Source organism: Mesorhizobium sp. LSJC269B00 (genome assembly GCF_000502815.1).
In the GTDB taxonomy this organism is placed as follows: Bacteria; Pseudomonadota; Alphaproteobacteria; order Rhizobiales; family Rhizobiaceae; genus Mesorhizobium.
Genome location: NZ_AYVN01000003.1, coordinates 508,205 through 521,457 on the forward strand (window position 1 = coordinate 508,205; position 13,253 = coordinate 521,457).

Consider the following 13,253-nt stretch of genomic DNA (forward strand, 5'->3'; position numbering starts at 1 on the left):
CGGGCCGCTACGCGGCCCCCTCCTCCCCGTGGGGGAGAAGAGGGAAGCATCGGCACAGGCTAGCTCCTCTCCCCGGGGGGAGAGGTCGGATTGCCCGAATTGCTCATGCAATTCGGTTTGGCAATCCGGGTGAGGGGGCGGTGCCCCGCTGAGGTCTGAAATGCTCAGCCGTAGATCTGCCTGTGGACCTGGTAGAGCATTTCCGAGCGGTCGGCGCGCAGGTCGGCCAGATCGCGGCTCGTCAGGTTTTCGATTTCCGCGACGAGGCGGTTGTAGTGGCGGCGCTTGGCCATCGAGGAGCGCGCGCGGGAGAAGAGGTTGTCAAAAGCCATAGCAAGGGTCCTTTCGTGCCGCATATCAGCGGTGAATTTGTTCCTCCCTTGGTCGTTCGCACCATGACATAGGAATGGTGCGATGCAAAAAGAAGATGTTGCAATGCACCATTGCACAGGGCGCATAGCGGGTTAATACAGCGCTACAGCACCATAAACGGCCGGACAGGCTGGCGGGCCATGCCGGCCGGGCACCTTTTGTCTTACAAATTGCGCCTGCGCCACCTTGCCATCGCGCCCGCAGGCTGGCTTGATCCGCGCGTCACGTGATGCCCGGAGGAAATGCATGGCGACCGCAGACTATTACGAAATTCTGGATCCGCGTTTCGCGCGGCTGTTCAACGGCAACGCCCAGGTGGAAAAGCTGTTTACCGGATGTCAGTGGGCGGAAGGGCCGGCCTGGTTCGCCGCCGGCCGCTATGTCGTCTGGTCCGACATCCCCAACAACCGCATGCTGCGCTATGACGAGACCGACGGCAATGTCAGCGTCTTCCGTCAGCCCTCCGGCAATTCCAACGGCAACACCGTCGACCGCCAGGGCCGACTGGTGACGTGCGAGCATTCCGGCCGCCGCGTCAGCCGCACCGAGCATGACGGTTCCGTCACCACCATCGCGGCCGAATGGAAAGGCAAGCGGCTGAATTCGCCCAATGACGCGGTCGTGAAATCCGACGGCTCGATCTGGTTCACCGATCCGAGCTACGGCATCGACACCGACTATGAGGGCGACAAGGCCGAAAGCGAGATCGGCGCTTGCAATGTCTACCGGGTCGATCCGGATACGGGCGAGGTCGAGGCCGTCATCACCGACATGGTCCGGCCGAACGGGCTTGCCTTTTCACTGGATGAAAGCCAGCTCTATGTCGTCGACACCGGCCGCACCCATGGCGCGCAGAACCCCGCGCATATGCGGGTCTTCAACGTCGGCAAGCACGGCAAGAAGGTCTCGGGCGGGAAGGTGTTCGCTGACTGCACGGCCGGCCTATTCGACGGCTTCCGGCTCGACGAGGCCGGCCGCATCTGGACCAGTGCCGCCGACGGCATCCATTGCTACGATCCCGACGGCACGCTGATCGGCAAGGTCAAGGTGCCGGAAGTGACCGCCAATTGCGTGTTCGGCGGCAACAAGCTGAACTGCCTCTACATCGCCGGCACCACGTCGCTCTACATGGTGCGGCTGATGGTGAACGGGGCGAAGACGTATTGAGGCTGCTGCAAACGCTTCTCTGGCGGCCTTGATGGCGTTTCTGCGCCTGCCGGCGGCGCCTGTTGCGCTGCGGCCGCCGGAACCACCGCCAAGCGGTTCGCCGGAGCGGATTTCGGAGCCGCGGCGCGGCGGTATCAGACACAATTCAAGGGAGGACATCATGCCATTCGTCAACATCCGCATCGTCAAGGAAGTGATCGCCGCTGATCCCGCTGGCAAGAAGGCCGACATTGCCAAAAAGGTCACGGCGGCCATCATGGACGCCACCGGGCTTAGCAATGACGACGTCTGGGTGGTGTTCGAAGAGGTCAACGCGCGCGACTGGTATGTCGGTGTGACCGATGTCGAGACGTTGCGGAAGGGGTAGCACTGCGGCACGTTGGGGTGCGCCGCACCCTTTCGTTCGTCATCCTAGGGTCTGCGCCGCGTCGCTTCGCTCCTTGCTCCGCCCTAGGATGACGAGGCAACGTTTGCGCGTATAAAACTCGCGAAAACCTGCACCGCTTCGCGCATGGCCCGCAGGTTCTCGTCCTCTCCTAGGATCGCTTCTATCTCCGGCGGTTTCTTGCCGAGCAAGGCAATCTCCAGAACCGCATTCTCACAAAGCGCGAACGACATGGTGCGCATGATCTCGGCCAGCGCGGCGCGGGCGTAGAGCGAGCGCGCGGAGGCGTGGGCCAGCATGGCGGGCTTGGCTACTGCGGCGTCGCGCGAGACCAGCCAGTCGAGCGCGTTTTTCATGCCGCCGGGCACGCCATGGGCATATTCGGGGCAGGAGAGGATGATGCCGTCGGCGCTGGTGACGGCCTCGATCAGCCGCATGGCCTCAGCCGGTGTGCGCTCGCCTTCGTCATCCGGGTTGAAGATCGGCAGCAGGCCGAGCCCGTCATAGACAGTTACGCGGCAATCCGAAGGCGCGTTCGCGGACAGCGCCGCCAGCAGCGCCGAATTGGTCGAGGCGGCGCGCAGGCTGCCGGAGATGGCGAGGAGTTCGATCAAGGGCAAACAGGGCTAGCGAAAACCGGCAAAGGACCGCAATGGCGAATCGTACCCGAAATCTACCACAGGGTCTTGCTGTAGGCTTCGTCCAGCGAGCGGTCGAAATCGTCGGCAGTTTCGGCATGCGCCATCTGATCGGACAGGATCTGACCGAGCGTCGGCAACGTCGCGCGGTCGTGCCAGCTGTCCGGCTTCCACAATTCGGAGCGCATGAAGGCCTTGGCGCAGTGCATGTAAGCGGCCTTGACGCTCACCACGACGACGCTTTGCGGTTGCTTGCCGTCGACGGCGAGGCGCTCGCGCAAACCGGCATCGACGGTTATGCGGGCGTCGCCATTGATGCGCAGCGTCTCGTTCATGCCGGGGATGAGAAAAAGCAGCCCGACCGAAGGGTTGAGCAGGATGTTTTCCAGCGTGTCCAGCCGGTTGTTGCCGGGCCGGTCGGGAATGGCGATGGTCCTGTCGTCGAGGACAAGGGCAAAGCCCGGCCTGTCGCCTTTCGGCGTCACGTCGGCATTGCCGGCGCCGTCGGAAGAACCGATCAGCACGAAAGGGCTCTTGCCGATGAAGGAGCGGCAGTGGCCGTCAAGCGCCCGGAGTTCCTTGCGCATTGAGGCGTCGGTCGGCCGCGGGGTCTTGTAGATCGTCCTCAGCTCGTCGCGCGTGGTGACGAATTCCATGGCCGTCTCCGTTTATTCGGACGCAATTCCGGACGGAAAACCGCTTCACACTTTTCCTGGAATTGCTCTACTTGCCGGCTTCTTCCACCTTCTCGGCCTTATCCTCGATCGAATGGTGCAGGATCAGCGGCATCTGGCTGAAGGTGAACAACAGGGTGATCGGCATGATGCCCCAGACCTTGAAGGTAACCCAGAAGTCGGTGGAAAAATTCCGCCACACCACTTCATTGGCAAGAGCCAGGAACAGGAAGAACAGGCCCCAGCGGAAAGTCAGCTTGCGCCAGCCTTCGGCATCGAGGCGAAAGGCCGAATCGAAGACATAGCCGAGCAGCGATCGGCCGAAATACAGACCGCCGAGCAGCACGCCGCCGAACAGGGTGTTGACGATGGTCGGCTTCATCTTGATGAACACGTCGTCCTGCAGATAGAGCGTCAGCGCGCCGAAGATGAAGACGACGACGCCCGAGACCATCGGCATGATCGGCAAGGTGCGCAGCAGCAGCCAGGAGGCGATCAGCGCGATCGCCGTCGCCGCCATGAACAGGCCGGTGGCGACGAAGATCGGCCCGCCGAATTCGGCCAGGACAGGAAATTTCTGCACCAGCCAGGCGCCGCGTGCATTGGCGAAGAAGAACACCATCAGCGGCCCGAGTTCCAGCACCAGCTTGAGCAGCGGATTGACGCTTTCTTTCTTCTTTCGCGGGTCGGACGGGTCGCGTTCGAGGATGGGAGGGTTCATGACTTCCTTCTGACGCATGATCTTGTCCAAAAAAGCCTGCAGCTCTTCGGGATCGTGCTTTTTACGCTACGCCCGCGATCGCCCTGGCGAATTCGCTGGCCGAGAATGGTTCGAGGTCGTCGACCTGTTCGCCGACGCCGATGAAGTAGACCGGCAGTTTGTGCTTTGCCGCGATCGCGACCAGAATACCGCCGCGCGCCGTGCCGTCCAGCTTGGTCATCACCAGGCCGTTGACGCCGGCGACATTGCGGAAGATCTCGACCTGATTGAGCGCATTCTGGCCGGTGGTGGCGTCGACCGTCTGCAGCACGGTATGCGGCGCTTCCGGATCGAGCTTGCCCAGCACGCGCACGATCTTTTCCAGCTCCGCCATCAGTTCGGTCTTGTTTTGCAGCCGGCCGGCGGTGTCGATGATCAGCACGTCGGAGCCGGCCTCCTTGGCGCGTTCGAAAGCGTCGTAGGCGAGGCCGGCGGCATCCGCGCCTATCTTCGAGGCGATGACCGGCGACTTCGTCCTCTCGCCCCAGATCTTCAGCTGCTCGATGGCTGCAGCGCGAAACGTGTCGCCGGCGGCCAGCATCACCGACAGGCCACCATCGGTCAGTTTGGCGGCGAGCTTGCCGATGGTCGTGGTCTTGCCGGTGCCGTTGACGCCGACCACCAGAATGACATGCGGCTTGTGCGACAGGTCGAGCTCCAGCGGCATGGCGACATGGGCCAGCACCTTCTCCACCTCGGCCGCCATGATGGTGCGGACATCCGCGTCGGAGACATCCTTGCCATAGCGGCTGGCGGCGAGCGCATCGGTGACGCGCAAGGCTGTTTCCATGCCGAGATCGGCGCGGATCAGCACGTCTTCGAGGTCCTGTAGCGTCTCTTCGTCGAGCTTTCGCTTGGTGAAGACGCCGGCAATGTTGCCGGTGAGTTCTTTCGAGGAGCGGGCAAGCCCGTCGCGCATGCGCTGGAACCAGGAGCGTCGCGGCGCCGGTTCGGGCGCCTTTTGCGGCTCGGCTTTCTGCTCGACCTTTTTGGTGACGGTGACTTTGCCGGGAGCTGGTTTTGACTGTGGCGAAGGTTGCGGGGCCGGCGCGGGCGCTAGCTCGGCAACGATGGTCTTGGCTTCGACCGGCGCGGGTACAGCTTCAACCGACGTGCGCTTTACCTCCCCCTTGATGGGGGAGGTCCCAAGCGAAGCTTGGGGGTGGGGGTGATTTGCGCTGGCGTCGGCGCCATCACCCCACCCCGCCGCTTCGCGTCGACCCTCCCCATCGAGGGGAGGGTGGGGCGCCTCGTCCTTCTCCCCGTGGCTATACGGGGAGAAGGTGCCGGCAGGCGGATGAGGGGCGGCGCTGACCTCTGAGGTAGGCTGTGCGGGAGGCGCGGACGGTTGCGGCACTTCGATCGGGGCGGCCGGTTCTGCTGGAGTCTCGGCAGGCGTCGGCACTTCGACGGGAGCGGGCTCCAGCTGCGGTTCCGGACGCGATGGTTCGATCTCCGGCTCGGCCGGCGCCGGCGGCACTTCTTGGGGCTGCGGCTCGGGAGCCGGCTCCGGAACGGCTGGCGGCGCAGGAACTTCTTCCGGTGCAGGCGGCTCGGGTATCTCCGGCTCAGGCTGCGGTTCTTCTACCGGCGCGGGCTCCGGCAACGGTTCCGGCTCGGATGGGACGACCGGTTCCGGCGCGGGCGGGATGGTCGGCGCGGGTTCGGGCTTCGGTTCTTCTGGCGCCGACTGCGGCGCAGGCTTTACCTCCCCCTCGATGGGGGAGGTCCCAAGCGAAGCTTGGGGGTGGGGGTGAGTGGCGCCGGCGTCGGCGCTNCTGCGGCGCAGGCTTTACCTCCCCCTCGATGGGGGAGGTCCCAAGCGAAGCTTGGGGGTGGGGGTGAGTGGCGCCGGCGTCGGCGCTCTCACCCCTCCCCGCCACTTCGTGGCGACCCTCCCCATCGAGGGGAGGGTGGGGCGTCGGCGGCTCGGGCTCCTCGCGCTTCAAGAACTCCGGAACGACCTGCTCGGCCGCCGGCTTCAGCGCCTCAAGCGCATCCCATTTGATCGGCGGCAGGGGAGCGGTTTCGTCGATGCGCTCCTCGACGACTTCCTTCTTGCCGAACGAAAATATGTTCTTGAAAAAACCGGCCATGCTTCAATCGTCTCAGGCGGCGCGGGCAGTGAGCGGGGCTGCTATCAGGCGCGCGCCGTCATGGCCGGTGATGTCTGCCTCGACGATCTCGCCCGGCGCGCCCGTGTCGAGCGCCGCAAGCGTGAACCCTTCGGTGCGGCCGAGGCCGTCGCGCTCGACCAGGATCGACTGGCGCGTTCCCGGGAGTGATGACAAATGGCGGCGATAGGCGGCCTCGCCGACGGCGCGCAGCCGGGCCGCCCGCTGCTTGACCAGTTCGCGGCGGACTTGCGGCATGCGCGCGGCGGGCGTGCCTTCGCGCGGTGAAAACGGAAATACATGCAGATGAGTCAGCCCGCACTCCTCGACAATTTTTGTCGAATTCTCGAACATTTCCTCGGTCTCGGTCGGGAAGCCGGCGATGATGTCGGCGCCGAAGACGATTTCGGGGCGCAGCTTGCGCACATCCTCGCAGAAGCGGATCGACTGGTCGCGCAAATGCCTGCGCTTCATGCGCTTCAGGATCATGTCGTCACCTGATTGCAGCGACAGATGCAGATGCGGCATCAGCCTGGGTTCGGTGGCGATGGCGTCGAGCAGATCATCATCCGCCTCGATCGAATCGATTGAGGACAGCCGCAGCCGCTTCACATCAGGCACCTGCTTCAGGATGGTCTTCACCAGCTTTCCCAGCTTCGGCGCGCCCGGCAGGCCGGCGCCGAAGCTGGTCATGTCGACGCCGGTCAGCACGATCTCGGCATAGCCGTTGCCGGCCAGACGCTTGACCTGCTCGACCACGGCGCCCATCGGCACCGAGCGTGAGTTGCCGCGGCCATAGGGGATGATGCAGAAGGTGCAGCGATGGTCGCAGCCGTTCTGCACCTGGACGAAAGCACGTGCCCGGCCCTCAATGGCGTCGACCATGTGGCCGGCGGTCTCGCGCACCGAGAAAATGTCGTTGACGCGCGCCTTCTCGCTGTCGTTGACGCCGAAATCCGGCAGCGCGCGGTAGGAGTTGGCCTTCAGCTTCTCTTCGTTGCCAAGCACGAGGTCGACCTCGTCCATGGCGGCAAAATTCTGCGGTTCGGTTTGCGCGGCGCAGCCGGTGACGATGATGCGCGCCGCCGGATTTTCGCGGCGGGCCTTTCTGATCGACTGCCTGGCCTGGCGCACCGCTTCGGCGGTGACGGCGCAGGTGTTGAAGATAATGGCGCCGCCTTTGAGCGCGCCGAGACCTGCGCTTTCGGCCTCGCGGCGCATCACTTCGGATTCATAGGTGTTGAGACGGCAGCCAAAGGTGACGACGTCTATGCCTTGGGAGTTGGGGCCCTTGGTATCGGCAAGTGCAGACATCAGGCCGCGCTTTCGGTGTCGCGGGCCCAGGTGCCGGTCGACGGATCGAAATTGCCGGAAAACTCCCATTCGGCAGCGCCGGTCAGGATGACGTGGTCGTCGTCGCGCCATTCCACATGCAGCGAGCCGCCGCCGGGCGTCATCAGCGTAACGCTGCGGCCGGTGCGCCGGGTGCGGGCAGCGGCGACGACGGAAGCGCAAGCGGCCGAGCCGCAAGCCCTGGTCAGGCCGGCGCCGCGCTCCCAGGTGCGGATGATCATCGTCTCCGGCGACGTTACCTGGGCGATGGTGATGTTGGCGCGCTCGGGGAAGATCGGATGGTTTTCGAGCAGCGGGCCGAAACGCTCGAGTTCGTAGGACCAGACATCGTTGTCGACCCAGAAGATAGCGTGAGGGTTGCCCATCGAGAGAGCCGAAGGCGAATGCAGCACCGGCGCGTCGATGGGGCCGATCTGCAACTCGATCATGCGGGTGTCGCGGAATTCCTCGGCCAGCGGAATGTCCTGCCAGCCAAAGCGCGGAGTGCCCATGTCGACCGAGATGGTGCCGTCGGCATGTTCGACGGCGTTGAGGATGCCGGCGCGGGTCTCGAAGGTGAAAGTCTTCTGGCCGGTTTCGGCGGCCAGCGCCTGGACGACACAGCGCATGCCGTTCCCGCAGGCCTGCGCGCCCGAGCCGTCGGAATTCAAAATGTCGATGTAAAAGGCGGTGCCCGGCGTGCGCGAATCGTGAATCGCCATGATCTGGTCGAACCTGGTCGCCGCATCGGCGTTCAGCGCGACAGCCGACGCCGCCGTGACCCTATCGGCACGGCCGCGCATGTCGGCGACGATGATTTCGTTGCCGATGCCGTTCATCTTGGCGAAGGGGGCAGTGCCTGCCATGATCTGAGGTAATTCCTGTACGTTTCGCCGCTATATGGCGGAAACGGGCGGGAATTACCAGTGTGGGCTGCGTCTAGGTTACCGCGAAAACGCCGAGCACGATCAGCAGGAAGATGACGAGAACGATGCCGATCAGCACGCGCGCGCCGGTGGCGGCGGCACCGGCCAGCGCCGGCATGCCGAGCAGGCTGGCGGCGGCAGCAACGATGAGAAGAATGATGATCCATTTGATCATGGACAATGCCTCGCAAATTGACTGGCCTGCAGCCGGCTTAAGAACGCATCTGTGGCGCTCTGGTTCCGTTGCCGCGAGGCTCTTTCCGACTGGGCGCGCTATTCGGCAATCTCGAAGTCGGTCGTGAAAGGCGCCGTCTTTGGCGAGTTCTCGTCGTGCATGAGGAAATCCGCGCGGTATTTGCCGGGGGGAACGCCATCCAGGGAGACGTTTAATTTGAAGAACATCTCTCGGTTATGCGAGCGCGAGGCGAGCTGGACCCGACCAAGCTTTTCGACGGTTCCCAGCTTCTCGCCCGACTGGGAAAGCACGGTAAGGTCAACGTAAAGCGCGATCTGGTTGTTGCCGAGCCCATCCGAGCCGTAGCCGTAACCGACCGGCTCCATATAAAGCACAATCTCTTCGCCCGGCTTGTAGACATGGTTCGGGCGCTCGGCGTAGGCGCCGAACCCGCTGGCCGACAGGATATGCTTCACATTTTGCACGCCAAGCGGCATCGCTTGCCACAGAGCGTCCTCGGCGCTGCGGAATTTGTCCAGCGCGCCGACGCCATCACCCGCCTGCAGTGCCTTTTCGGCTTCAGCGGCGCGATCGGAGATTTCGCCCGCGAAAGCGGCCGGCGTCGAAATTACCAGCGCGATCAAAACTGCCAAGATTGATTTCATCTGTTCCCCCTGTTGCGATAGACCATCGGCTAAAACGGCAGTGCCGTAAACGGCCAAATGCAGACTTCAGCCGCGCTCGATCTCGGGAACGTCCCAAAGCTCGCCCGGACGGAAGGCGCGAAACCGCTCACGCGCCAGGCCTTGCGCCTCAAGCGCTTCAGTCAGTTTTGCGCCGGCAGTTGCGCTCGACCGCCGATGCGCCGACCTGCTGCGGGCTCCGGTGCCGCTTTCGCAACCAATGTACCGGTTGGAACCGCGCTAGAGCGAAGACATGCCTTTTGTCCGCCAGCCATTTTGCGACAAATTTACAACAATTCGTGGTGCAAACCCTATTTTAACCATATCGGGTTGAAATTTCGCCACCTTCTCCATCTTGGTGAGGGGTGAGATTGTGCGGACGGCTTCCCCCCAGCCGGATCCGACGGAGGTTGGAATGATTTTTTCGAGAAGCGGGCTGATGGCCGTATCGCTGGCAGCGCTCGTTGCGAGCGGCTGTTCGACCTCGCGTTTTTCATCGATGGATGACCAGCAGCCCGCCCCGCTGCAGCCCGCGCCCGCCGGCACGGTGAGCGGAAGCCAACTGCCGCCCCCGGCAGCGCCGGGCACCACCGACCCATCGCAATTCCCGACCGCGCCGGCAGGCGCGCAGGTCGCCTCGCTGCCGCCGGACGGATCGGCGCCGGCCGGAGCCTCCGACCTTACCGCTGCGAGCGTTGCCGGCGTCTGGAACGCCAGCGTGTCCGGACAGAGCTGCAAGGTGGCGACGCCGCAGACCAAATTCGGCGCCGGCTTCCGCGCCGGGCCGCTGCATTGCCCGCCGCCCATCGACGGCATCAAATCGTGGAACGTCGCCGGCAAGCAGCTGACGCTCTATGACGAGAATGGCGGCACGCTGGCGCGGCTCTATTCCTCGGGCGGTTCGAAATTCGACGGCCAGACTACCAACGGGCTGCCGATTTCGCTTACAAGGTAGGCTGCCTATCCCTAGACAGCGACGTGACCGATGCATCTGCGTGACGGCCTCCAGACCCATGCGACCGTCAGGCAGCGCTACGACCATCTGGTCGCAACCGGCGCCATCGAGCGCGATCCTGCGCAGGAGCGCATCGCCGCCGCGCTCGACCGGCTGACCGACGAGATCTCGGTCAAGCGGCTGGCGCACAAGTCGAGCGCGCTCGGCTGGCTGTTTGCCCGCAAGCGCGAGACGCGCGAGGTCGTCAAGGGCCTCTACATTCATGGCGGCGTCGGTCGCGGCAAGACCATGCTGATGGATATGTTTTTCGAGTTGTTGCCGGTCAGGCGCAAGCGCCGCGTTCATTTCAACGACTTCATGGCCGATGTGCAGGACCGCATCCAGAAGCACCGGCAGGCGCGCAAGAACGGCGACGTCAAGGAGGACGACCCGATCCCGCCGGTCGCGCTTCAGCTTGCCGAACAGGCCTGGGTGCTGTGCTTCGATGAGTTTTCGGTCACCGACATTGCCGATGCGATGGTCCTGTCGCGGCTGTTTTCGGCGCTGTTCGCCAATGGCGTGGTTCTGGTCGCCACCTCGAATGTCGCGCCGCAAGACCTTTATCGCGACGGGCTGAACCGCCAACTCTTCCTGCCCTTCATCAGCATTCTCGAGCGCCACGCCCATGTGCTGACGCTCGATGCCGACAAGGACTACCGGCTGGAAAAGCTCGCCCGCACGCCTGTCTATGTCACGCCGGGGGATGCCGAAGCCGATCGTATGCTCGACGAAGCCTGGCAGGCGATGACGCACGGGGCGGCAACGGCCGAGACCGCGCTGACGCTCAAGGGGCGGCAGGTGAGAATACCGGCTGCTTCCGGCAATGCGGCGCGGTTTTCCTTCGCCGATCTCTGCGAAAAGCCGCTCGGCGCACGCGATTTCCTGGCCATTGCCGGCCGCTTCTCGACCGTCTTCATCGATCACGTGCCGGTGCTGGGCGAAGGCAAGCGCAACGAGGCCAAGCGCTTCATCCTGTTGATCGACACGCTCTACGATCATCACACGCGGCTGGTGGTGAGCGCTGAGGCTCCCCCGCCTGAGCTTTACACGGCCAGGCGCGGCGTCGAGGTGTTCGAATTCGAACGCACCGCCTCGCGGCTGATCGAGATGCAAAGCCGCGACTGGCTGGAGGACTGGGCGGAACGGCAGAAGGACAACGCGGAAGCGCAGGTCTGAGGGTTCCAAGAGGTCATTATGTAGTGATCCTTCGCGCCCCCCTCTGTCCTGCCGGACATCTCCCCCACACGGGGGGAGATTGGCGGTTTCGGCGCTCCGCTCATTCCTGCGGCCATTGGAGATTGGCGAAAGGTCGCGTGACGTCCGATCTCCCCCCTCGTGGGGGAGATGCCTGGCAAGGCAGAGGGGGGGCGCTGTCCCGCCGACGCCTAAAGCTCGTACACATACATCACAAACGACTCCGCCGGCCCATGCACCTCCTTGCGCGATTCATAAAGCGCGCGCGCTGGCACATTGTCCGGTTCGGTGCCGACCCAGGCTTCGCCGCATCCCTGCTCGCGGCCGAGCGCGAACATGGCGTCGAGCATCTTTCGCGCGATGCCATGGCGCTGGTAGGCGGGTGAGACGCCGACCTCGTCGATGTAGAGTTCGCTGACCTTGTCCAGGTGGCGGTGGATGACGGCAGCACACTGGCCGACGACGACGCCATCGGCCAGTGCCACAATCATCATATGACCTGAGGAGGCGAGGTAGGCGGACAGTCTGTCGGCCCGTACCGGTTCATCGAACACGTCTTCGGCGATGCGCTTCACAAGGGCGTCATCGCCTGGATATAGTCTTCTGATTTCCACGTTCATTGTGTAAAATCTCTCAAGTCGGCTTACAAACTTTGACGTTTACGTAAATCCCAATGTTTCTAACCGATTGAAATTATTCACTCGAAAATAATCGATTGAATATATTTTCCACCAGGGCTACTGGATGCGGCGAAATCCGCTGACACCACAGCATTCCGGCCTCTTCCTCGACGCCGTCAACCAGATCGCCAGAGATTTGGGCGTCGTCACAGACAAAGGGAAAATTTCCTCACATGGCACGCAACAAGATAGCGCTCATCGGCTCCGGCATGATCGGCGGCACGCTCGCTCACATGATCGGCCTCAAGGACCTCGGCGACGTGGTGCTGTTCGATATTGCCGAGGGCATCCCGCAAGGCAAGGGGCTCGATATCGCGCAGTCTTCGCCGGTCGATGGTTTTGACTCCCGGCTGACCGGGGTCAATGATTATGCCGGGATCGAGGGCGCCGATGTCTGCATCGTCACTGCCGGCGTGCCGCGCAAGCCGGGTATGAGCCGCGACGATCTGCTCGGCATCAACCTCAAGGTCATGGAACAGGTCGGCGCCGGGCTGAAGAAATACGCGCCCAAGGCCTTCGTCATCTGCATCACCAACCCGCTCGACGCCATGGTCTGGGCGCTGCAGAAGTTTTCGGGCCTGCCCAAGACCCATGTCGTCGGCATGGCCGGCGTGCTCGACAGCGCGCGCTTCCGCTATTTCCTCGCCGAGGAGTTCAAGGTCTCGGTCGAGGACGTCACCGCCTTCGTGCTCGGTGGCCATGGCGATTCCATGGTGCCGATGATCCGCTATTCCACGGTGTCGGGCATTCCGCTGCCGGACCTCATCAAGATGGGCTGGACCTCGAAGGAAAAGCTCGACCAGATCGTCCAGCGCACCCGTGACGGCGGCGCCGAGATCGTTGGCCTCTTGAAGACCGGCTCGGCCTTCTACGCGCCGGCGGCTTCCGCAATTTCGATGGCCGAATCCTATCTCAAGGACAAGAAGCGCGTGCTGCCTTGTGCGGCGCATCTCTCGGGCCAGTATGGCGTCAAGGGCACCTATGTCGGCGTTCCCGTTGTCATCGGCGCCGGCGGCGTCGAGCGCATCATCGAGATCGACCTCAACAAGGCCGAGCAGAAGATGTTCGACGCTTCGGTGGCGACAGTGCAGGGCCTGACCGAGGCTTGCGTCAAGATCGCCCCGCACCTCGCCTCGAAGTAATCCCCCAAAGCAGCCGA

At 63.5% G+C, this 13,253-nt stretch carries 15 protein-coding genes; 5 read left to right on the top strand and 10 right to left on the bottom strand.

The genetic code is table 11. From position 1 onward, the window contains the following. Positions 1-164 precede the first annotated feature (164 nt). A complete protein-coding gene (locus X771_RS1000000168765) occupies positions 165-332 on the bottom strand; it encodes a hypothetical protein (RefSeq protein WP_023687680.1) in 168 nt (55 codons plus the stop codon). Positions 333-618: 286 nt separating this feature from the next. Here X771_RS1000000168765 and X771_RS154380 point away from each other — a divergent pair, with 286 nt between their 5' ends. Both X771_RS154380 and X771_RS1000000169865 read left to right on the top strand, forming a co-directional pair. Further along, positions 619-1,539: an SMP-30/gluconolactonase/LRE family protein gene (locus tag X771_RS154380; RefSeq protein WP_023671738.1), complete on the top strand. Its 921-nt coding sequence runs from the start codon at positions 619-621 to the stop codon at positions 1,537-1,539. A gap of 160 nt (positions 1,540-1,699) precedes the next feature. Then, complete coding sequence (locus tag X771_RS1000000169865; protein WP_023683852.1) at positions 1,700-1,906, top strand: 4-oxalocrotonate tautomerase family protein; 207 nt, start codon at positions 1,700-1,702, stop codon at positions 1,904-1,906. An 83-nt stretch (positions 1,907-1,989) separates the two neighbouring features. Here the strand turns inward: X771_RS1000000169865 and X771_RS154370 are convergent, their stop codons facing one another. The 8 genes from X771_RS154370 to X771_RS154340 all read right to left on the bottom strand — a co-directional run bounded on the left by X771_RS154370 (position 1,990) and on the right by X771_RS154340 (position 9,265). Continuing rightward, entirely contained in the window at positions 1,990-2,538 is a 549-nt protein-coding gene (locus X771_RS154370; protein ID WP_023687681.1) for an NADPH-dependent FMN reductase, read from the bottom strand. Between the two features lie 59 nt (positions 2,539-2,597). Then, complete coding sequence (locus X771_RS154365) at positions 2,598-3,218, bottom strand: pyridoxamine 5'-phosphate oxidase family protein (RefSeq protein ID WP_023687682.1); 621 nt, start codon at positions 3,216-3,218, stop codon at positions 2,598-2,600. A gap of 67 nt (positions 3,219-3,285) precedes the next feature. After that, positions 3,286-3,957: a septation protein A gene (locus X771_RS154360; RefSeq protein ID WP_023687683.1), complete on the bottom strand. Its 672-nt coding sequence runs from the start codon at positions 3,955-3,957 to the stop codon at positions 3,286-3,288. Positions 3,958-4,018: 61 nt separating this feature from the next. Next, positions 4,019-5,716, bottom strand: a complete 1,698-nt coding sequence (ftsY, locus tag X771_RS1000000169155; RefSeq protein WP_050588923.1) for a signal recognition particle-docking protein FtsY — start codon at positions 5,714-5,716, stop codon at positions 4,019-4,021. A 388-nt stretch (positions 5,717-6,104) separates the two neighbouring features. Beyond that, entirely contained in the window at positions 6,105-7,424 is a 1,320-nt protein-coding gene (mtaB, locus tag X771_RS154355) for a tRNA (N(6)-L-threonylcarbamoyladenosine(37)-C(2))-methylthiotransferase MtaB (RefSeq protein WP_031202550.1), read from the bottom strand. Beyond that, positions 7,424-8,308: a diaminopimelate epimerase gene (gene dapF / locus X771_RS154350; RefSeq protein WP_023687687.1), complete on the bottom strand. Its 885-nt coding sequence runs from the start codon at positions 8,306-8,308 to the stop codon at positions 7,424-7,426. The genes mtaB and dapF overlap by 1 nt, the downstream gene beginning before the upstream one ends. A gap of 73 nt (positions 8,309-8,381) precedes the next feature. Continuing rightward, on the bottom strand, positions 8,382-8,543 hold the full coding sequence (locus tag X771_RS1000000166625) for a DUF1328 family protein (RefSeq protein ID WP_023683859.1): 162 nt from the start codon (positions 8,541-8,543) through the stop codon (positions 8,382-8,384). Between the two features lie 98 nt (positions 8,544-8,641). Then, on the bottom strand, positions 8,642-9,265 hold the full coding sequence (locus X771_RS154340) for a hypothetical protein (RefSeq protein WP_245262542.1): 624 nt from the start codon (positions 9,263-9,265) through the stop codon (positions 8,642-8,644). 376 nt (positions 9,266-9,641) lie between these two features. Here X771_RS154340 and X771_RS154335 point away from each other — a divergent pair, with 376 nt between their 5' ends. Further along, complete coding sequence (locus X771_RS154335; RefSeq protein WP_023687689.1) at positions 9,642-10,181, top strand: protease inhibitor Inh/omp19 family protein; 540 nt, start codon at positions 9,642-9,644, stop codon at positions 10,179-10,181. A 30-nt stretch (positions 10,182-10,211) separates the two neighbouring features. Continuing rightward, a complete protein-coding gene (gene zapE, locus X771_RS154330; RefSeq protein WP_023687690.1) occupies positions 10,212-11,396 on the top strand; it encodes a cell division protein ZapE in 1,185 nt (394 codons plus the stop codon). 209 nt (positions 11,397-11,605) lie between these two features. Here the strand turns inward: zapE and X771_RS154325 are convergent, their stop codons facing one another. Next, on the bottom strand, positions 11,606-12,034 hold the full coding sequence (locus X771_RS154325) for a GNAT family N-acetyltransferase (protein ID WP_023687691.1): 429 nt from the start codon (positions 12,032-12,034) through the stop codon (positions 11,606-11,608). 233 nt (positions 12,035-12,267) lie between these two features. Between X771_RS154325 and mdh the strand changes: the two genes are divergently transcribed. Then, the gene (gene mdh / locus X771_RS154320; RefSeq protein WP_023670541.1) at positions 12,268-13,236 is read left to right on the top strand and encodes a malate dehydrogenase; all 969 of its coding nucleotides are present in this window, start codon (positions 12,268-12,270) and stop codon (positions 13,234-13,236) included. Positions 13,237-13,253 lie beyond the last annotated feature (17 nt).

Bases quoted from the DNA above. Each gene is read 5' to 3' on its own strand.
- X771_RS1000000168765 (WP_023687680.1), bottom strand. From the start codon at position 332: ATGGCTTTTGACAACCTCTTCTCCCGCGCGCGCTCCTCGATGGCCAAG.
- X771_RS154380 (WP_023671738.1), top strand. From the start codon at position 619: ATGGCGACCGCAGACTATTACGAAATTCTGGATCCGCGTTTCGCGCGG.
- X771_RS1000000169865 (WP_023683852.1), top strand. From the start codon at position 1,700: ATGCCATTCGTCAACATCCGCATCGTCAAGGAAGTGATCGCCGCTGAT.
- X771_RS154365 (WP_023687682.1), bottom strand. From the start codon at position 3,218: ATGGAATTCGTCACCACGCGCGACGAGCTGAGGACGATCTACAAGACC.
- X771_RS154360 (WP_023687683.1), bottom strand. From the start codon at position 3,957: ATGAACCCTCCCATCCTCGAACGCGACCCGTCCGACCCGCGAAAGAAG.
- mtaB (WP_031202550.1), bottom strand. From the start codon at position 7,424: ATGTCTGCACTTGCCGATACCAAGGGCCCCAACTCCCAAGGCATAGAC.
- dapF (WP_023687687.1), bottom strand. From the start codon at position 8,308: ATGGCAGGCACTGCCCCCTTCGCCAAGATGAACGGCATCGGCAACGAA.
- X771_RS1000000166625 (WP_023683859.1), bottom strand. From the start codon at position 8,543: ATGATCAAATGGATCATCATTCTTCTCATCGTTGCTGCCGCCGCCAGC.
- X771_RS154335 (WP_023687689.1), top strand. From the start codon at position 9,642: ATGATTTTTTCGAGAAGCGGGCTGATGGCCGTATCGCTGGCAGCGCTC.
- zapE (WP_023687690.1), top strand. From the start codon at position 10,212: ATGCATCTGCGTGACGGCCTCCAGACCCATGCGACCGTCAGGCAGCGC.
- X771_RS154325 (WP_023687691.1), bottom strand. From the start codon at position 12,034: ATGAACGTGGAAATCAGAAGACTATATCCAGGCGATGACGCCCTTGTG.
- mdh (WP_023670541.1), top strand. From the start codon at position 12,268: ATGGCACGCAACAAGATAGCGCTCATCGGCTCCGGCATGATCGGCGGC.